This window comes from Minwuia sp. (genome assembly GCF_048263705.1).
In the GTDB taxonomy this organism is placed as follows: domain Bacteria; phylum Pseudomonadota; class Alphaproteobacteria; order Minwuiales; family Minwuiaceae; genus Minwuia.
Window position 1 is genome coordinate 1 of record NZ_JBLXDV010000021.1, and the last position, 17,987, is coordinate 17,987.

General features: G+C 65.9%; 16 protein-coding genes. 10 read left to right on the forward strand and 6 right to left on the reverse strand.

Annotated elements, in window-relative coordinates:
• Nucleotides 1-73: 73 nt before the first annotated feature.
• Together ACN0X7_RS19645 and ACN0X7_RS19650 are read right to left on the reverse strand one after the other, a co-directional pair.
• On the reverse strand, nucleotides 74-820 hold the full coding sequence (locus ACN0X7_RS19645; protein ID WP_417520177.1) for a sulfite exporter TauE/SafE family protein: 747 nt from the start codon (nucleotides 818-820) through the stop codon (nucleotides 74-76).
• A 4-nt stretch (nucleotides 821-824) separates the two neighbouring features.
• Nucleotides 825-1,610: an SDR family oxidoreductase gene (locus ACN0X7_RS19650; RefSeq protein ID WP_417520178.1), complete on the reverse strand. Its 786-nt coding sequence runs from the start codon at nucleotides 1,608-1,610 to the stop codon at nucleotides 825-827.
• A 115-nt stretch (nucleotides 1,611-1,725) separates the two neighbouring features.
• Here ACN0X7_RS19650 and hemH point away from each other — a divergent pair, with 115 nt between their 5' ends.
• Nucleotides 1,726-2,757, forward strand: coding sequence for a ferrochelatase (gene hemH, locus ACN0X7_RS19655; RefSeq protein WP_417520179.1), 1,032 nt, complete (start codon nucleotides 1,726-1,728; stop codon nucleotides 2,755-2,757).
• Nucleotides 2,758-2,781: 24 nt separating this feature from the next.
• Here the strand turns inward: hemH and ACN0X7_RS19660 are convergent, their stop codons facing one another.
• From ACN0X7_RS19660 to ACN0X7_RS19670, 3 genes are read right to left on the reverse strand one after another with little or no spacing between them, the layout of a single operon-like run.
• Nucleotides 2,782-3,651 (reverse strand): GNAT family N-acetyltransferase, encoded by an 870-nt coding sequence (locus ACN0X7_RS19660; RefSeq protein ID WP_417520180.1) that lies wholly within the window; start codon nucleotides 3,649-3,651, stop codon nucleotides 2,782-2,784.
• Complete coding sequence (locus ACN0X7_RS19665; RefSeq protein ID WP_417520181.1) at nucleotides 3,648-4,088, reverse strand: hypothetical protein; 441 nt, start codon at nucleotides 4,086-4,088, stop codon at nucleotides 3,648-3,650. Before ACN0X7_RS19665 ends, ACN0X7_RS19660 begins: the two co-directional genes overlap by 4 nt.
• A 59-nt stretch (nucleotides 4,089-4,147) precedes the next feature.
• Nucleotides 4,148-4,912, reverse strand: coding sequence for a polysaccharide deacetylase family protein (locus tag ACN0X7_RS19670; RefSeq protein WP_417520182.1), 765 nt, complete (start codon nucleotides 4,910-4,912; stop codon nucleotides 4,148-4,150).
• 30 nt (nucleotides 4,913-4,942) lie between these two features.
• On the opposite strand from ACN0X7_RS19670, the gene ACN0X7_RS19675 reads away from it, so the two are divergent.
• Nucleotides 4,943-5,377, forward strand: coding sequence for an acyl-CoA thioesterase (locus ACN0X7_RS19675; protein ID WP_417520183.1), 435 nt, complete (start codon nucleotides 4,943-4,945; stop codon nucleotides 5,375-5,377).
• Nucleotides 5,378-5,387: 10 nt separating this feature from the next.
• Here the strand turns inward: ACN0X7_RS19675 and ACN0X7_RS19680 are convergent, their stop codons facing one another.
• Complete coding sequence (locus ACN0X7_RS19680; protein WP_417520184.1) at nucleotides 5,388-5,957, reverse strand: carboxymuconolactone decarboxylase family protein; 570 nt, start codon at nucleotides 5,955-5,957, stop codon at nucleotides 5,388-5,390.
• Nucleotides 5,958-6,104: 147 nt separating this feature from the next.
• Between ACN0X7_RS19680 and ACN0X7_RS19685 the strand changes: the two genes are divergently transcribed.
• The 8 genes from ACN0X7_RS19685 (at nucleotide 6,105) to ACN0X7_RS19720 (ending at nucleotide 17,917) form a co-directional block, all read left to right on the forward strand.
• A complete protein-coding gene (locus tag ACN0X7_RS19685; RefSeq protein ID WP_417520185.1) occupies nucleotides 6,105-6,899 on the forward strand; it encodes an FAD binding domain-containing protein in 795 nt (264 codons plus the stop codon).
• Nucleotides 6,896-9,655, forward strand: a complete 2,760-nt coding sequence (locus tag ACN0X7_RS19690; protein WP_417520186.1) for a molybdopterin-dependent oxidoreductase — start codon at nucleotides 6,896-6,898, stop codon at nucleotides 9,653-9,655. The genes ACN0X7_RS19685 and ACN0X7_RS19690 overlap by 4 nt, the downstream gene beginning before the upstream one ends.
• Before the next feature lie 241 nt (nucleotides 9,656-9,896).
• Complete coding sequence (locus tag ACN0X7_RS19695) at nucleotides 9,897-11,333, forward strand: 6-hydroxynicotinate reductase (protein WP_417520187.1); 1,437 nt, start codon at nucleotides 9,897-9,899, stop codon at nucleotides 11,331-11,333.
• The gene (locus ACN0X7_RS19700) at nucleotides 11,333-12,292 is read left to right on the forward strand and encodes a UPF0280 family protein (RefSeq protein WP_417520188.1); all 960 of its coding nucleotides are present in this window, start codon (nucleotides 11,333-11,335) and stop codon (nucleotides 12,290-12,292) included. The genes ACN0X7_RS19695 and ACN0X7_RS19700 overlap by 1 nt, the downstream gene beginning before the upstream one ends.
• On the forward strand, nucleotides 12,279-13,331 hold the full coding sequence (locus tag ACN0X7_RS19705; protein WP_417520189.1) for a Rieske 2Fe-2S domain-containing protein: 1,053 nt from the start codon (nucleotides 12,279-12,281) through the stop codon (nucleotides 13,329-13,331). The genes ACN0X7_RS19700 and ACN0X7_RS19705 overlap by 14 nt, the downstream gene beginning before the upstream one ends.
• The gene (locus tag ACN0X7_RS19710) at nucleotides 13,328-13,753 is read left to right on the forward strand and encodes a MarR family winged helix-turn-helix transcriptional regulator (protein ID WP_417520190.1); all 426 of its coding nucleotides are present in this window, start codon (nucleotides 13,328-13,330) and stop codon (nucleotides 13,751-13,753) included. Before ACN0X7_RS19705 ends, ACN0X7_RS19710 begins: the two co-directional genes overlap by 4 nt.
• Nucleotides 13,754-13,868: 115 nt before the next feature.
• On the forward strand, nucleotides 13,869-15,902 hold the full coding sequence (locus ACN0X7_RS19715; RefSeq protein WP_417520191.1) for a hydantoinase/oxoprolinase family protein: 2,034 nt from the start codon (nucleotides 13,869-13,871) through the stop codon (nucleotides 15,900-15,902).
• Nucleotides 15,903-16,141: 239 nt separating this feature from the next.
• On the forward strand, nucleotides 16,142-17,917 hold the full coding sequence (locus ACN0X7_RS19720) for a hydantoinase B/oxoprolinase family protein (RefSeq protein ID WP_417520192.1): 1,776 nt from the start codon (nucleotides 16,142-16,144) through the stop codon (nucleotides 17,915-17,917).
• Nucleotides 17,918-17,987 lie beyond the last annotated feature (70 nt).

Genomic DNA, 17,987 nt, shown 5'->3' on the forward strand with positions numbered 1-17,987 from the left:
CATGATTCGTCCTCCTCCCAGAGAATGAATCACGCTTCCTCATAAATGGGAATCCATTTAATGAGTTCATGACCTAGCGCAGCGAGCCGGCCAGTCCATAGACGGCGATGATCGCCAGCAGGATCAGCGCGATGCGGCGATAGAGATGTTCGGAGGACTCCCGGAACAGGCGGCTGCCGAGCCACGCACCCGCCAGATAGGTCGGGCAGAAGAACGCGCCCATCAGGAAATACTCCATGTCGAACAGGCCGCGCACCCACAGCGCGATCAGCACCGCGATCTCGATCACGGCAAAATAGACGATGATGTTGGCGCGCACCTGTCTCGCCGTCTGCGATCCGGCCATCATGTAGATCAGCAGGGGCGGTCCGCCGACCGACGTGCTGGCGATCAGCGCGCCCGACAGGCCGCCGATGCCGATCGTGATGGGCAGCCGCTTCGGCCCGGCATAGCGCCAGCCGGTGGCCAGCACGATCACGAACGCCAGCACCATCAGCGAAATGAAGGCGGAAATGATGTTGCCGTCGATGGCCGACAGCGCCCAGATGCCAAGCGGAATGCACAGGATCGCGGCGATGATGACGGGACGCAGGAACGGCCATTCGACGTCCTTGAGCGCCTTCGGCACGAGCTGGATGCTGACCACGATTTCCATGATGCCGATGATCAGCACGGCGGCCAGCGGGCTGTAATACAGCGACAGCAGCGGCGAGAGCATCATCGCCGAGCCGAAGCCCGCGAAACCGCGCATCAGTCCGGCACCCGCCGACATGGCCAGCATGATCCAGAACAGAGTGTCGAGTTCGGGCATGAATTCCATGCTGTCAGTTCCCTTCAGGTGCGGCGGCGGAACCGGCCAGCAGGCCGCCGTCGACGGTCAGTTCCGCGCCGGTCATGTAGGCCGCCTCGTCGGATGCCAGCAACAGTGCGACCGAGGCGATTTCCTCGGGGTGTCCGAACCGGCGCATCGGCGTGTCCGCAACCAGCGCGGCCATCCGCGCCGCCCGGTCTTCGCCGTTGCCCAGCATCGGTTCCCACATGGGCGTCAGCACGGCGGCCGGGTGGATCGAGTTGCAGCGGATATTCAGGCCCTGCTCTGCGCAATACAGCGCCACGGTCTTGGTGTGATTGCGCACGGCGGCCTTCGATGCGGCATAGGCCGCGGCGGCGGGAATGCCGACCATTCCCGACCGTGACGAGATGTTGATGATGGACCCGCTGCCCCGCGCCCGCATCGCCCGGATGGCATAGCGGCACCCCAGGAAGGTGCCGTCCAGGTTCACCGCGTGCACATCCCGCCAGTCCTGAAGCGTCGCGTTCTCCGGGTCGTGGGCGACCGCGCCGGCCTCGAAACCGGTGATGCCGGCGTTGTTCACCAGCACATCGATGGCCGGATGCGCTTCGGCAAGATTCTGCCAGTCCCGCTCGGACGTGACATCCAGCGGCAGGAACTCTGCCGAAAGAGCCTCGGCGGTTGCCCGTCCCGCCTCGACGTCGATATCCGTGACGATCACGACCGCGCCTTCGCGATGGAAGGTCTCGGCGATGGCCTTGCCGATGCCGCGCGCGGCACCGGTGATGACACAGGTGCGACCGGCAAGCCTGTTCATGAGCGGATCTTTCGTTTTGTCTACGCGCTGAACCCTTTTGCCTTTCCCGGCGTAGGAACAGGCTGTAGGGCAAGAGACACCTGACCCCATGACCGATGATCACGGAACTGAAGACATGAAGACAGACACCACGCATATGCCCGACGGGCACCCGAAGATCAATCAGGGCCGTGTCGGCGTGGTACTGATCAATCTGGGTACGCCCGACAGCACCAGCGTGTCCGATGTGCGCCGCTACCTGCGCGAGTTCCTGGGCGACCCCCGCGTGATCGAGGTGCCGCGCCTGATCTGGTTCTTCATTCTCAACCTGATCATCCTGACCTTCCGCCCGCCCAAGACGGCGAAGGCCTACGAAAAGGTCTGGAACACCGAGACCGGCGAAGGCCCGCTGCTGGAATACACCCGCAAGATGACCGAGGCGACCGCAACGCGGTTTGCGAACGACGACAGGGTGATGGTCGATTTCGCCATGCGCTACGGCAATCCGTCGATCCCGTCGGTGCTGGCACGGATGCAGCAGCAGGGCGCGGATCGTATCCTGATCCTGCCGCTCTATCCGCAGTACAGCGCCACCACGACGGCGACGGTGGTCGACAAGGTCGGCGACGCCCTGCGCGGGATGCGCTGGCAGCCGACGATCCGCACGGTGCCGCCCTATTACGACGACCCCGCGCACATCGAGGCGGTGGCGAAGTCGGTCGAGGCCGACATCGAGGCCCACGGCCGGCCGGACACGATCATCGCCTCGTTTCACGGTCTGCCGCAGGACTATTTCGAGAAGGGCGATCCCTATCACTGTCATTGCGTGAAGACCGCGCGTCTGGTGCGCGAACGGCTGGGTCTGGGCGAACATGAGTTCCGGCAGACCTTCCAGAGCCGCTTCGGCCCGCGCGCATGGTTGCAGCCCTATACCGACAAGACGCTGGAGGCCCTGCCGGGCGAAGGGGTGAAGTCCGTGGCGGTCGTGACCCCGGGATTTCCCGCAGACTGTGTCGAGACGCTGGAAGAGATCGCCATCGAGGGAAAGAAGTCGTTCATCGAATCGGGCGGCGAGAACTTCCGCACGATCCCCTGCCTGAACGATCAGCCGGTCCATATCGACATGCTGGAAACCATCATCCGCCGCGAACTGGGCGGCTGGATCTGAGGCCTGCGGGGCGCGTCCGCAGGCTCACCCCAGCTTCAGATCGATCAGCAGGGTTTCCGTGTACAGGTGGTCCACCCGCCAGTCGGGCAGGGCCGGTGTCGCGCGCCGGACCATGCGGCGATAGGTCAGCGGCGTGACCGTGCCGCCGGTCGGATGACCGTCGAAGAAGCGCTCGTCCGCCATCAGGCGCGCGCGCGGATCATCGCCCAGGATACGCGGTGCCGCGGCATCGATCATTGCCGCCAGCTTCGCCGGATCGCCGGTATAGATCAGGTCGTGGCACAGACCCTGGTCGCCCCGGTCCTGCTGCAGGAAGAAGGTCAGCACCTCGCCCGCATCGCCTGACAGCAGCACCGGAAAGGCCTTCATGTCCCGGTGATCGTGCAGATAGCGCTGTTCCTCCGCCGAGACGCGGGGCGCGATCCGGTCGGGGTCGCGCACGATCTCGACGTCACCGGCCCTGCCGCCCTGCGCCCAGACGACCCGGTTCATATCCAGATCCCGGAAGCCGCAGTCTTCCAGAATGCCGTGCACACGCTTCGACGGATCGAACACGGTATAGGTGATGTCGGGCCGGTCCTCGTAGGTGTGCATCATGCGATAGCCCAGGTTGGCCCCGCGCCAGTCGCGATGGATGTACAGCGAGGTGAAACTGCCCATCACGTGCGGCACACCGTCGAAGAAGCGGGTGGAGTAGACATTGCCGTGGAAGCCGACGATCTGCCCGTCCGCCTCGACGATCATGCCGATGTGGGGCTTTTCCCCGGCCCAGTCGTAATCCATCAGCCGCCGGAAGGTCGCTGCAGGCACCTTGCGGTTCATGTGCCGGTGCAGCAGTTCCGAGACCTGATCGATGTCGGCGTCGGTGCCGGGCCTGAAGACCGCTTCCGTCACGCGCGGTTGTCACCGCAGCGCTTGCGGTTCTGCTGCACCCACGGATTCGCGATCACGCCGGTGCCGTCGCGGCCGATCCGGTCGTTCAACTCCACCGACTGCTTTTTCACGCGCTCGGTATAGTTCTCGAAGGTCTCCTTGAACGCTTCGGCGCGGCTGGTGCCTTCGGCGGCCATGCGCATCTGGACGGCGCGATCCATCAGGAACTCGGCGCGTTTCCTGAACTCACCGGCGCGCGGTGCTTCCTCTGACAGGGCGTGGACCGAAGATGACAGGTTCGCCGACACCGCCATGTTGAAGGCGGCGCATTCCTCATAGTTCGAGACGGCCTCCATCTCCTTGCTCTCGATGCCGAACACCTCGCCCACGGACGAAAGGGAAGAACAGCCCGAAACGGCGAACAATATTGCGACGATGGCACCCTGGTGGATCTTCATGGAATTCCTCTACCGAAATCTGGAACGCTTCGAACCAGAGGCTTATCGCGAACCGGTCGTCAGGAACAGGATTCAATGCCGTCGCGATCCAGCCACGTCCCGGCAGGGTGTGCGTTCACGACCCCGATCACGGCTTCGATGGCGGCCCAGGCCGGTTCGTCGTTGATCCAGACATGGGTCAGCAGGCCCGTCGGCTCATCCTCGACCTGACCGGCGCGGCGCGCGGCGAGATGCTCGACCAGCCGGTTCGCGGTCTTTTCCGCACCGATGAAGCTGCGGTCCCGCTTCCACGAAATGATGTCGCAATGCCCGTTCACCTGGCGCAGGCCGGGCGCGGCCATCGGTGCCGGGCGCGGCGCGAAGGTGGACAGGATCTCGAACCCGATGCCGGGCAGGTCGTCGTAGAGGCCGGGATCGATGCGGTTCCACGGCGGGCCGAGCATGGGCTGGAACCGGTCGCCGAACAGGTCGGTCATGCGGGTCCAGCCCCGGCGCAGCTCGTCCAGAATCTCCCCCTTCGGGCGGTGCAGCCCCAGTTCCCATTTGCCCTTCACGTCGGCGGGCGAATGGTCCTGATGCGCGAAACCGTGCTGGAACGGCACGGCGGTCGCGCAGTCCAGCATCGGCTGGCTCAGCGCATCGACCGCGCGGTCGGGAACGACGGCAATGAACACCGGCGCGCCTGTCTTCGCCGACAGGTCCAGCATCCGCATGACCGGACCGTCGGGGGCTTCGGCATCATCGTCGCGCCACCAGAAGGTGGCCACGCGATCCGCCTCGGCCCACAGGTCGAGTTCGGCCCGGAGGCCATTGAGTTCTTTCATCCGTCTACGCCCTTGTCTATCTAGTCGCGCATGACCGAACCAAAGCCCGATCTGACCACGCCGTCCATCTTTCATCACTGGTCCGAGGACACCATACGTTTCGGCGATATGGACGCGACCGGCCACGTGAACAATGTCGCGTTTGCCCGCTATGTGGAAACCGGCCGCGTGCCTTTCATGCGATCCGGGCTGCTGCCTGCCTATGATGACCGGCAGCGGTTCGTGGTCGGTAACCTGTCGATCCGCTTCCGGGCGCAGGCGTATTATCCCGGCACGGTGCGGATCGGGACGGGCGTGTGCGCCCTTGGCCGGACCTCGATGACGCTCGGGCACGGTCTCTTTTCCGGCGAGGACTGCATCGCCACGGCGGAAACCGTCATGGTCTACATCGTCGGGGGCAGGGCGCAGGCTCTCACGGACGACATGCGGACGGCGCTTCAGCCGATGCTTCTGGCGGCGCCCTGACCGTACGGCATCATTCTGCGGCTACCATCTCGTCCTTCGACCAGGCGTACTGTTCCGAGCGGGCGTCGACCGGCGTCTGCACGATGTGGTTGGTGTAGTTGCTGATCACCTTGTGCGCGATCACGCCAACGATCTCGATCACGTTGCGTCTGGTGAAACCCGCCGCGATGAAGGTGTCGATGTCCGCCGGTTCGACCCAGCCGCGCTGTTCGATCATCTTCAGCGTGAAGTCGCGCAAAACGTTCAGCCTGTCGTCCGCGAATGGCCGACCGCTGCGCGATGCGTCGATCACGTCCTGCGGCACCTTCTCGCGATGCGCGATGCCGGTGTGGCCCGCCATGCAGTAGGTGCAGTTGTGATAGCTGTTGGCGGTGAACCAGACGACGTGCCGCTCGGTCGGCGTGAAGGACATCTTCATCACGGCCCTGCTGAGCGCCATGTAGGCTTCCGTCGTGGCCGGGGCCTCGATCATGCCGCCGATCAGGTTGGGCACGATGCCGTAACTCTTTTTCGCCTGCGCCATCAGTTCCTTGCCGTCTTCCGGTGCGGTCTCGATGGTGTGAATGGTGAACTGGGTCATGATTGCCTCCGCTGACTCCCTGAACGACCTGAACTGTCGCGCGATGGCGGCAAATCAAACGCCGGGGTTGCGACACAGGGTTGCGCAACGGAAGGCACGCTCATAGAGTTTGTTTGTACACAAACAAGTTTGCGGAGCTGCCTGACCGTGTATGCCCGGCCGGCCACCCTGGAAAGCGCGCTTGAGCACCTCGCCGAAGGTGACTGGTCGCTGCTGGCCGGCGGGACCGATTTCTATCCCGCGCGGGTGGGCAGGCCGCTGAACGAGCCGGTCCTCGATATCTCCGGTGTCGCGGGATTGCGCGGCATCGATCGTACGGATGAGGGCTTCTCGATCGGTGCGCTGACGACCTGGACCGATGTGATCCGCGCGGACCTGCCCCCCGCGTTCGACGCCCTGAAGCTGGCGGCGCGCGAGGTGGGATCGATCCAGGTCCAGAACGCGGGCACCGTCGCGGGCAACCTCTGCAACGCCTCGCCCGCCGCTGACGGTGTGCCGCCCCTGCTGGTCCTGGACGCCGAGGTGGAGGCGATGTCGGGCCAGGGCGTCCGCCGCCTGCCGTTGACGGCCTTTATCCGGGGCAACCGGCAGACCGCGCTCGGGGCCGGTGAGATGGTCACGCGCATCCTGATTCCCGGCAGCGCCCTGAAGGGGCATTCGACCTTTCTCAAGCTGGGTGCCCGGAAATATCTGGTCATCTCCATCGTCATGGTGGCGGCTCGTCTGGGAGAGGGTGACGCCGCTGTCGCAGTGGGGTCCTGCTCGGCGGTCGCGCAGCGGTTGCGCGCGCTGGAAGCCGACCTGCGGGGCGGCGTGATCGGGGTGCGGCCCGAACATCTGTCGCCGCTTTCGCCGATTGATGACATGCGCGCGGATGCAACCTATCGCGGCGAGGCAGCGGCGGCGCTGGTGCAGCGCGCCGTGGATGCGGTGCGCGCATGAACCGTCCGGAGCAGATCGCCGTGCCGTCCCGTATAACGTTCAGGGTGAATGGCCAGGCTGTCGAACTGAACCTGCCCCCGGCCACCCGCCTCACCGAAGCCCTGCGCGAGGGACTGGGCCTGAAAGGTACCAAGGTCGGTTGCGACGCGGGGGATTGCGGTGCCTGTACGGTCCTGCTGGACGGCGAGGCGGTCTGCGCCTGCATGACGGCGCTGGGGCAGACCGACGGACGGGCTGTCGAAACGGTCGAATCGCTCGCCGACGGACCCGAGATGTCGGCGCTGCAGCGCTCCTTTCTGGATCATGGCGCCGCGCAGTGCGGCATCTGCACGCCGGGCATGCTGGTCAGCGCGACGGCCCTGCTGCGCCGGAACCCGCGCCCGGACGCGACCGAGGTCGCCGATGCGCTGGGGGGCGTGCTGTGCCGCTGCACCGGCTACCGCAAGATCATCGATGCCGTCATCGGGGCGGGCCACGAAGGCCCCTTGGTGGAACCGCGTGGCGATGGCGGCCCGGTCGGCCAGCCGGTGCCGCGCCTTGACGGCGCCGCGAAAGTGCTGGGCACCGATCGCTTCGGCGATGATGTGGCACCTGTGGATGCACTGGTCATGCGCATCGTCCGCAGTCCCTGTCACGCGGGCGGGTTCAGATTTGGCGATCTGGAGGAATTCAGGTCCGCCGCCGGTCTGTCCGCCGTGTTCACCGCGCGCGATATCCCCGGCATCAACTGTTTCGGCGTGATACCGCCGTTTGCCGACCAGCCGGTTCTGGCCGGCGATGGTCGAGTGCGTTTCCGGGGCGAGGCCGTGGCCGCCCTTGTCGGCCCACACGATGTCATGGCGGCGCTCGACCTTGACAGCTTTCCGGTCGAATGGACCGAGACACCGGCTGCCATGTCGCCGGATGCGGCGCAGTCCGCTGATCTGATCCACCCGACGCGCTCCGGCAATGTGCTGGTGCGCGGGTATGTCGAACGTGGCGACGTCCGGCACGGACTGGCGCAGGCGGCGCATGTTGTCGAAGACAGGTTCCTCACATCCTTCGTCGAGCATGGCTACATCGAACCCGAGGCCGGTTTTGCGACCGTGGACGGCGACAGGATCGTCATTCACGCCTGCACCCAGGCCCCGCACATGGACCGGGAAGCGGTCGCCGCCGTGCTGGAACTGCCGGAGGAGAAGATCGTCATCGTGCCCACGTCGGTCGGCGGCGGCTTCGGATCCAAGATCGATGTCTCGATCCAGCCGATGCTGGCACTGGCGGCACAGCGTCTCGGCAGGCCGGTGCGGATCACCTACACAAGGCCCGAGACCATGGCGTCGACGACCAAGCGCCACCCGGCCGACATGACCGTGCAGATCGGTGCCGATGCCGGCGGAAAGATCACGGGCCTGCGTTTCGACGGTGTTTTCGATACCGGTGCCTATGCCTCCTGGGGGCCGACAGTCGCGAACCGGGTGCCGGTGCACGCGTCCGGACCCTATCTGACGCCGAATTACCGGGCCGAGGCGCTGGCCGTGCACACCAACGGGCCGGTTGCGGGCGCGTTTCGCGGCTTCGGCGTGCCCCAGGCCGCCATCGCGCAGGAAACGCTCTACGACCGGCTGGCGGATGCCTGCGGCATCGACCGTCTGGAATTCCGCATCCTGAACGCGCTGGACAACGGACAGCCGACGGTCACCGGGCAGACCTTCGCGACCGGCGTCGGCATCCGGCCCTGTCTGGAGGCGTTGCGCGATGACTGGACGCGCGCGACGCAGCAGGCGCGAGACTGGAATGCGGCCCATCCGGGTTCGCCCGTCCGGAAGGGCGCCGGTCTGGGCACCTGCTGGTACGGCTGCGGCAACACTTCGCTGCCGAATCCCTCAACCATCAAGGCCGGGATCATGGCCGACGGACGCATCCGGCTGCATCAGGGCGCGGTCGATATCGGGCAGGGATCCAATACCGTGATCGCCCAGATATTTGCCGAAGCTCTGGGCGTGGATATCGATGCGGTAGAGCTGTTTATCGGCGATACATCGGTCACGCCGGACGCGGGCAAGACGTCGGCGTCGCGCCAGACTTTCGTGTCCGGCAACGCGGCACTGCGTACCGGACGCGTGCTCCGCGCAAGCCTGCTGCGTCATGCCAATGTCGCTGAAGATGCTGCCATCTCGATCGAGGGAGGGAGGCTGATCCTGACCGATCAGGGGGTCGGTCATCCGGTCGACTTCTCGGCGTTGGAAGCGGACGCCGACGGCTTCGTGCTGATGGCCGAGGAAACCTACGACCCGCCGACCGCGCCACTGGATGCCGAAGGGCAGGGCAGTCCCTATGCCATCTATGGCTATGGCGCGCAGCTCGTGGAACTGGATGTCGATACGGCGCTGGGCACGGTGAAGGTCCAAAACATCGTTGCCGCGCACGATGTGGGTCGCGCGATCAATCCCGTGCTGGTCGAGGGCCAGATCGAGGGCGGCATTGCCCAGGGCCTCGGCATGGCGCTGATGGAGGAATATGTGCCCGGGATCACCGAGGATCTGCACAATTACCTGATCCCCACCATCGGTGACATGCCGCCGGTCAAATCCATCATCGTCGAGGAAGCCGATCCCGAGGGGCCGTACGGTGCCAAGGGTCTGGGCGAGCACGTCCTGATCCCCACCGCGCCCGCCATCCTGAACGCGATCCGCGATGCGACCGGCGCGATTGTCCGGCACATACCTGCGACGCCACCGCGCGTGCTGAAGGCGATCAGGGAGGCGGGGCAGTGAACGACTATTGCGATACTTGGAGCGCATTGGAGCCCTTCCGCACATATCCCAATCGATGGCAACGCTCAGGCATGGGCACCGGGATCAAGTCCCGCTGCCGGTGGTGGTTTCATGACCAGTTCTTCCGCCCACTCGGCCTGTCCCGGGACTTGATCCCGGGACCCATGCCTGAGTGGGGAAGTCTGGTTGGCGCTTGCGGAAAGTTTCGAGCGATCCGTTCCCGCAGAGAAGGAATGGCACCATGACTGACATGCCCGTCATCAAGGACGGCAAGATTCGCTGCGATGCCTGCCCGGTCATGTGCTTCATCGCCGAGGGCAAGTCGGGGGCGTGCGACCGCTACGCCGTCGAGGACGGTGCGCTGATCCGGCTCGATCCGCTGACCATCGTCAGTTCCGTCGCGGCACAGGGTGGCCGGATGGTGCCCTTTCTGGACGGCGCTGACGGTTGGGACGGCCAACTGGTCCACCCGGAGGACGCCTTCATCACCGCCGTCGGCGCAGGCACGACCTATCCCGACTACAAGCCCGCGCCCTTCATCGTCTCCGCCGAGCGTGACGGTGTGGACACGGTGACTGTCGTGACCGAGGGCATCTTCAGCTATTGCGGCGTCAAGGTGAAGATCGACACCGACCGCTATCTCGGCCCGGAGACCAACACGGTGCGGGCGGATGGCGAGGCCGTCGGCCACGTCACCACCGGCGAATATGGCTCGCAGATGCTGTCGCTGGGCGGCGTGCATCACCTGACCGGCGGGTCGAAGAAGGAAGGCCGCATCACCTGCCGGACCCTGATGGACCTGTGCAACCGCAAGCCCGTCGAACTGACCGTGGATGATGGCGCAACCGTCGTGGTCGAGGCCGGCAGGCCCCCCATCGTCAACGGCGAGGTCGAGCATCGGATGCGCGTCGGCTGCGGATCGGCCACCATCGGCATGTTCGCGACCCAGTGGCAGGGACTGGTGGACGAGGTCGTCGTCGTCGATGACCACATCACCGGCGTTGTTTCCGAACATCAGGCGGGCAAGGTGATCGGCTGGGAAGATACCGGCATCCGCATCCGTGGCCGCAAGTCGACGCCGGGCCGATATTTCCAGGTGGCCGAGCCGGGCACGGGCTGGGGCGGGACCGACATCGAGGATCCGCTGGCGATCATCGAGACGTTCAATCCGAAGATCGCAAAGCCCGGTCAGTCGATGCTGATGGTCTCCACGACCGGCGAGCATGCGGCCTATTTCACGCTGGATGATCATCTGAAGCCGGTGCAGTCCGACATGCCCGACGTGCTGGTCCCTTCGGTCGAACTGATCGCCGAGAATTGCGAACCGGCGCTCTGCACGGTGCTGTTCATGGGCGGTGCGGGGGGATCGCTGCGCGCCGGCGTGACGCAGAACCCGGTGCGGCTCACGCGCTCGGTGCAGCAGGCGCTGACCAGCGTCACCTGCGGCGGGGCCGAGGTGTACCGCTGGCCGGGCGGCGGCATCACCGTCATGTGCGATGTGACCCGGATGCCGGCGAATTCTTTCGGCTATGTGCCCACGCCCGCCATCGTCGCGCCCATCGAGTTCACCATGTCCCGCGCAGACTACCTGGCCCTCGGCGGCCACGAAGGCGCGATCCGGCCCGCTGCGGACGTCATCGCCCGCGGCGGCTACCGGCTGGAAGGTCGCAAGGGCTGATGGGTCCAATCGCCGCCATACTGCCGGGCAACCGGCTGCATCTGCAGCACGGGCCGATCGATCTCGTGATCGGCGCGGATGGCCCGGTGGATCAGGTGAAGGCGACCTGTCTGGCGGCGCGCGCCCGCTTTCAGACCATTCTGCCGGTGCTGGTCGGGGAACTCCCCGCACTCCGCCGTCCGGTTCAGCCGGGACAGCGTTTCGACGGCCCCGTCGCCCAGCGCATGGCGGAAGCGGTGTTGCGTAACACCGATGTCTTTGTCACGCCCATGGCCGCCGTGGCGGGGTCTGTCGCCGACGAGGTGCTCGCGGCCATGCGCACCGCCGCGCCCGCCCTGCCGAAGATCTGGGTGAACAATGGCGGCGACATTGCCGTTCATCTGGCCGGCGATGCGACCTTCGAAGCCGCCATGATCGCCGACCCGGCGACCGGTCGGGAGGCAGGCCGGCTTACGCTTCGCGCCTGCGACGGCATCGGTGGCGTGGCCACCAGCGGACGGCATGGGCGCAGTCTGTCGCTCGGCATCGCCGATGCGGTGACGGTGCTGGCACGGAACGCCGCGTCCGCCGATGTGGCCGCCACCCTGATCGCGAACGCTGTCGACCTGCCCGGCCACCCGGCCATCCATCGCACGCCTGCACAAGAGATCGACCCGGACAGCGATCTGGGCGAGCGGCTGGTGGTGATTGATGTGGGAGAGCTTTTGGACTGTGAGATCGCTGAGGCGCTGGCGGGCGGTCTGACTGTCGCTGAGAGGATGATCAGCAAGGGGCTGATCCACTCGGCCAACCTCTGTCTCGCTGGCCAGACCGGCACCACTCACCCTGTCATCCCCGCCTTGAGCGGGGATCCAGGCAAGCGACCTCGCAGATCATTCAACTCATCACTCGGACATCACGCCTGGACCCCCGGTCAAGCCGGGGGCGACGGTCGGGAGTTTTCTCATGCCCTCACCTGATACACCCTACATCCGCAATCACTGGTACGTCGCGGGCTGGTCGTCCGAATTCGGCGAGGGCTTCACGACGGCGACGATCCTGGAGCAGGACATCGTGCTCTATCGCACGGACGGCGATGTCGTGGCGTTTCAGGACCGCTGCCCGCACCGCGCGCTGCCGCTCAGCATGGGCAAGCGCATCGGGGATGCGATCCAGTGCGGCTATCACGGGCTGACCTTTGGGCCGGACGGTGGCTGCATCCGTGTGCCGGGACAGAAGTCGATCCCGCCGCAGGCCTGGGTCCGGCGCTATCCGACGCACGAGCGGCACGGCATCGTCTGGATCTGGATGGGCGAGGACGATCTGGCCGACCCGGCGGATATCTTCGACTTGTCACAGCTTTCAGATTCCGCCTGGGCCGCCGTGCAGGGCGATGCGCTCAAGTTCCGGTCGAACTACCTGAACGTCGCCGACAATCTGTGCGATCCTGCACATGTTTCCTTCGTGCATCCGACGACGCTGGGCAATGCCTCCAGCGAGGATGTGCCGGTGAAGGCGAAACGCAATGGCCGGACGGTCGAGGTCTCGCGCTGGATCCGGGATGGCGAACCCATCGGGTTCTTCCGGGCGTATGGCGGCTTCGAGGGGCATGTGGACCGCTGGCATTATTACTATCTGCACAGCCCCTGCATCGCGGTGATCGATTTCGGCAGCGCCGATGCGGCGCTGGCCCTGCCGCCGGAACGCCGGTCGGAAGGCGTGCAGATCTTCGCGCTGCATTTCATGACGCCCGTGGATGCGACCACGACCATCGACCGCTGGATGCACATCCGCAACACGGCGATCGACGATGCATCTGCGGGGGCGAAGATATCGGACCTGCTGCGCATCGCCTTCGCCGAGGACAAGGCCATTCTGGAGGCCGTCCAGCGCACGGAACTGAAACCCAGTGACCGGGAGCCGGTGCGGGTCGCCATCGACAGTGGCGCGAACATCTATCGCCGGATCATCCGCGAGATGCTGGCCGAGGAAACACCGCACGCCGAGGCAGCGGAATGAGTACCGTGATAACAGACTATCGCCTCGACGCCCAGGTCGGCTTCCTGCTGCGGAAGGCACAGCAGCGGCATACGGCGATCTTCGCGGACCGGATGATCGAAGACCTGACGCCGACCCAGTTCGCGGCCATGGCGAAACTGCATGAACTCGGTGCGGTGACACAGAACCGGCTGGGACGGCTGACGGCGATGGACGCGGCCACCATCAAGGGCGTCATCGACCGCCTGCGGGAACGCGGCTTCGCCGCGACCCGGCGTGATCCGTCCGACGGGCGGCGGCTGCTGGTCGATCTGACCATCGCAGGACGCTCTGCGGCCGAAGCGGCGATGGAGGCCGGGACCGGCATCACCGAAGCGACTCTGGCCCCCCTGACGTCGGCGGAACGGAAACGGTTTCTGGAACTGCTGGAGAAGATAGCGTGAACTTCCTTCGTATCGAGGCAGCGCGCGCCTTTTTCCCTTCCCCCTTGAGGCGCTGCCTGGCAGTGGTTTGCTCGCAAACCGCGAGAAGGCGGGAAGGAAAATACGGGGTCGCCCCATGACCTCATCCAATACCATTGCCGGCGTCGATGTCGGCGGCACCTTCACCGATATCCTGCTGGTCGACGGTACGGGCGTGCGTGTGGCCAAGGTACCGACGACGGTCGACAATCAGGCCGGCGGCGTAATGGCGGCGCTTGAAGCAGTGCAGGCCGATCTGCCGACGGTTGATCTGATCGTGCACGGCACGACCACCACGACGAACGCGATCCTGGAACGCAAGCTGGCCCGGACCGGCATGATCACCACGCAGGGCTTTCGCGACGTGATCGAGGTCGGGCGGCGCACCCGGCCCAACCCCTATGGCATGACGGGCACCTTCGTTCCCGTCATTCCGCGCGAGCTGCGGCTGGAAGTGGCCGAACGATCGGATGCGGAAGGCAACGTGCTCACCCCGCTGGATGAGGACGGGGTGCGGCAGGCCGCGCAGGCGCTGCTGGATGCGGGCTGCGTCTCGCTGGTGATCCATTTCCTGCACGCCTACGCCAACCCCGCCCACGAACGCCGCGCGGCGGAAATCGCCGCCGGGATCTGGCCCAACGATCACATCACCATGGGGCATGCGCTGCTGTCGGAGTTTCGCGAGTACGAACGCGGTGTGACCGCATCGGTGAATGCCGCCGTGCAACCGATCCTGCACCGCTACGTCAGCCGCCTGCAGGACGATCTGGCCGCCATGGGGTTTCGGCACGATCTGAAGGTGATGAACGGCAACGGCGGCATGGCGTCGGCGCGGACCGTGGCGGCGGAGGCGGCGAAGACGGTGATGTCCGGCCCGGCCTCCGGCGTGATGGCGGCGGCCTATACCGGACGCCGTGCCGGGTTTCCGGACCTGATCACCTGTGACATGGGCGGTACCTCGACCGATGTGGCGCTGATCCGCAACGCGTCGCCGACGGTCAGCCACGAACTGGAAGTCGAGTACGCCCTGCCGATCCATGTGCCGATGGTGGATGTGCAGACCATTGGCTCGGGGGGTGGCTCGATCGCGCGGATCGACGATGCCGGCCTGCTGCATGTGGGACCGGAGAGCGCGGGCGCGATACCGGGACCGATCTGCTTCGGCAGGGGCGGGACCGACCCGACCATCGCCGATGCGCACTTCCTGCTGGGCCGCATCGACCCGACGCGGCTGATGGCCGACAGCGCCGTCACCCGTGACCAGGTCGCGGCCCTTTTTCAGGACAGGCTGGGCGACGCGCTGGGACTGGACGCCGATGCCGCCGCCGCCGCGGTGCTGACCATCGCCAACATGCAGATGTCGGGCGCGATGCGGATGGTCTCGCTGGCGCGCGGCCATGATCCGCGCGACTTCGCCCTGCTGGCGTTTGGCGGCGGCGGCCCGCTGCACGCGGTCGCGCTGGCGCGGGAACTGTCGATCCCGAAGGTGCTGATCCCGGCGCGGCCCGGTATCACCAACGCGCTGGGCTGCGTCGTCGCCGACGTCCGCCATGATTTCGTGAACACCATCAACCGTCCGCTGGACGGCGCGGATATCGACGCGGCGCGGGCGATCCTGTCGCGACAGATCGCGGCGGGAAAGGGCCTGATCGATGCCGAGCCGGTGGAGATCGTCGAGACAACCATCAGCCACAGCGCCGACATGCAGTTCATCGGCCAGACCCATATCCTGTCGGTCCCGCTGCCCGACGCGCACGTCACGCGCGACGATCTGCAGGCCCGTTTCGAAGCCGCCTACTTTGCGCGCTTCCGTGTCGAACTGCCCGAGATCCGCGCGAACCTGGTCAATCTGAACACGACGGTCGTCGGCCGGCGCAGGGAACTGGACCTGTCCGGCCTGATCGACGCTGCGGGACGGGCCACCGATGCCGCCGGCGCGCAAACCGGTGAACGTCCGGTCTATTTCGACGGCACTTGGACGGACTGCCCGGTCTACTGGCGCGAGCGGCTGCCGGTCGGCGCGTCGCTCACGGGCCCTGCCATTCTGGAACAGGCCGACACGACAACCGTTCTCGATCCCGGCGCGACCGCAACGGTCGATGCCGAGGGCAACCTGATCATCGAGGTATAAAATGGTCCTGAAGCGGCAGCATGATGTATTCCCTTCCCCCCTTGAGGCGCCGGCGGGCAGTTGTTTGCTGGCAAACGACGAAAGGCGGGAAGTGGCCGCCGCAGGCGGTCGATGGGGGGAAAAGCCGAAGGCTTGTTGGTCGCAACCCGCAATAATTTCGGCTCCGCCGAACCGACCCCCACCCCGACCCTCCCCCCTCAAGGGGGAGGGAGATGAAGCGTCGAGCATGGAGATCTCTCATGGCTGACACGATCTCTTCCACCATCGACCCGATCACGCTGACGGTCATTCAGGCCGGGCTGCAGCAGGTCTGCGACGAGATGGACATGACCTTCTCGCGGGCCGCCTTCTCGCCGGTGATCGCCGAGGCCAACGACCGATCCGACGGTATCTACGACCCGACCGACGGATCGCTGATCGCGCAGGGACTGCTGGGGCTGCCGGTCTTCGTGGGTACGATGCAGGAATCGACCCGCACCCTGATCGACTTCATCCGGGATGGTCGCGCGCTGCCGCCGGAAGAAGGTGACATCTACATCGTCAATGATCCCTACCTGGGCGGCACCCATCTGATGGATGTGCGCTTTGCCATGCCGTTCTACCGGGACGGCGAGATCTTCGCATGGCTGTCCAACACCGGGCACTGGCCCGACATCGGGGGATCGGTGCCCGGCGGCTTTTCGGCGAATGCCACCGCCGTCGAGCAGGAAGGTCTGCGCCTGCCGCCGGTGAAGCTGTTCAAGCGCGGCACGATGGATCCGGAGATCTATGCCATCATCTGTTCCAACATCCGCATCGCCGACCAGCGCATCGGCGACGTGAAGGCGCAGGCCGCCGCGCTGCTGGTCGGGCGGGACCGGCTGAACGACCTGCTGGACCGCTTCGGCGATGCAACGGTGAAACAGGCCATCGCGGAACTGCGCGTGCGCGGTGCCGAACAGATGCGCGCCCGGATCGCCGAGATTCCCGAAGGGACCTATACCGCCGAGGCCTATGTCGATTCCGATGGCGTGGTCGACGAACCGCTGACCATCGCCCTGTCCGTTGAGAAACGGGGCGGCGAGCTGTTCTTCGACTTCGAGGGCTCCAGCCCGCCCTGTCAGGGACCGATGAACTCGGTGATCGCCACGACCCGCTCGTCGGTCTATCTGGCCATGCGCCATATCTTCCCCGACGTGCCGATCAATGCGGGCGCGTTCGAACCGCTGAACATCCGGGACCCGGAAGGCACGTTCCTGTATGCACGCTATCCCCGGCCCGTCTCCGGCTGCGCGGCGGAAGTCAGTCAGCGCATCGCCGAGGCGGTCTTCGCCGCGCTGGTGCAGGCGATGCCGGGCAAGGTGACGGCTGCGCCCGCCGGGTCGAGCGGCAACTTCGCGCTGGGCGGATACGATCCGGACCGCGACCGCTCCTACGTGATGTACCAGATCTCGGGCGGTGGCTATGGCGGCAATGCCGATCATGACGGGCTGACCAACGGGTGTTCCACCATCGGCATATCGAAAACGCCGCCCATCGAGGTGATGGAGCAGTTCTTTCCCGTCCTGTACACGCAGTTCGGCCTGCGCGAGGGCTCCGGCGGCGCGGGCGAGAAGCGCGGCGGTTTCGGGCTCAGCTATACCGTCGAGCTGCGGCGTGGCGAAGCGACGGCATCCTTCGTGATGGATCACGGGCGCACCGGCCCGCTGGGGGCACTGGGCGGGCGCAACGGCGAACCCAACCGCGTGACCGTCTGGCGCGACGGCCAGGCCCATGTGCCCGAGCATCTGTCCAAGGAACAGGACATCCGCATCCGGGCGGGCGACCGGGTCGAGGTCGGCACCCCGGGCGGCGGCGGCTACGGCGATCCGTTCGCGCGGCCGTCCGGGCTGGTCCAGCGCGATGTGACGCGCGGATACTATACGGTCGCGCAAGCCCGTGATCTGTTCGGTGTCGTGCTTGATGAGGACGGACTGTCCATCGATACGGCGGCGACGGAAAAACTGCGGCAGCGCGCCGCCATCGCCGCGGAATAGCTGTGCTTGACGCATCGGGACGCCAAAGCTATAAGCGCGCCTCTCATCAGATTTAATCCCAGATACAAGC

Bases quoted from the DNA above. Each gene is read 5' to 3' on its own strand.
- ACN0X7_RS19645 (WP_417520177.1), bottom strand. From the start codon at position 820: ATGGAATTCATGCCCGAACTCGACACTCTGTTCTGGATCATGCTGGCC.
- ACN0X7_RS19650 (WP_417520178.1), bottom strand. From the start codon at position 1,610: ATGAACAGGCTTGCCGGTCGCACCTGTGTCATCACCGGTGCCGCGCGC.
- hemH (WP_417520179.1), top strand. From the start codon at position 1,726: ATGAAGACAGACACCACGCATATGCCCGACGGGCACCCGAAGATCAAT.
- ACN0X7_RS19665 (WP_417520181.1), bottom strand. From the start codon at position 4,088: ATGAAGATCCACCAGGGTGCCATCGTCGCAATATTGTTCGCCGTTTCG.
- ACN0X7_RS19670 (WP_417520182.1), bottom strand. From the start codon at position 4,912: ATGAAAGAACTCAATGGCCTCCGGGCCGAACTCGACCTGTGGGCCGAG.
- ACN0X7_RS19675 (WP_417520183.1), top strand. From the start codon at position 4,943: ATGACCGAACCAAAGCCCGATCTGACCACGCCGTCCATCTTTCATCAC.
- ACN0X7_RS19680 (WP_417520184.1), bottom strand. From the start codon at position 5,957: ATGACCCAGTTCACCATTCACACCATCGAGACCGCACCGGAAGACGGC.
- ACN0X7_RS19690 (WP_417520186.1), top strand. From the start codon at position 6,896: ATGAACCGTCCGGAGCAGATCGCCGTGCCGTCCCGTATAACGTTCAGG.
- ACN0X7_RS19695 (WP_417520187.1), top strand. From the start codon at position 9,897: ATGACTGACATGCCCGTCATCAAGGACGGCAAGATTCGCTGCGATGCC.
- ACN0X7_RS19700 (WP_417520188.1), top strand. From the start codon at position 11,333: ATGGGTCCAATCGCCGCCATACTGCCGGGCAACCGGCTGCATCTGCAG.
- ACN0X7_RS19705 (WP_417520189.1), top strand. From the start codon at position 12,279: ATGCCCTCACCTGATACACCCTACATCCGCAATCACTGGTACGTCGCG.
- ACN0X7_RS19710 (WP_417520190.1), top strand. From the start codon at position 13,328: ATGAGTACCGTGATAACAGACTATCGCCTCGACGCCCAGGTCGGCTTC.
- ACN0X7_RS19715 (WP_417520191.1), top strand. From the start codon at position 13,869: ATGACCTCATCCAATACCATTGCCGGCGTCGATGTCGGCGGCACCTTC.
- ACN0X7_RS19720 (WP_417520192.1), top strand. From the start codon at position 16,142: ATGGCTGACACGATCTCTTCCACCATCGACCCGATCACGCTGACGGTC.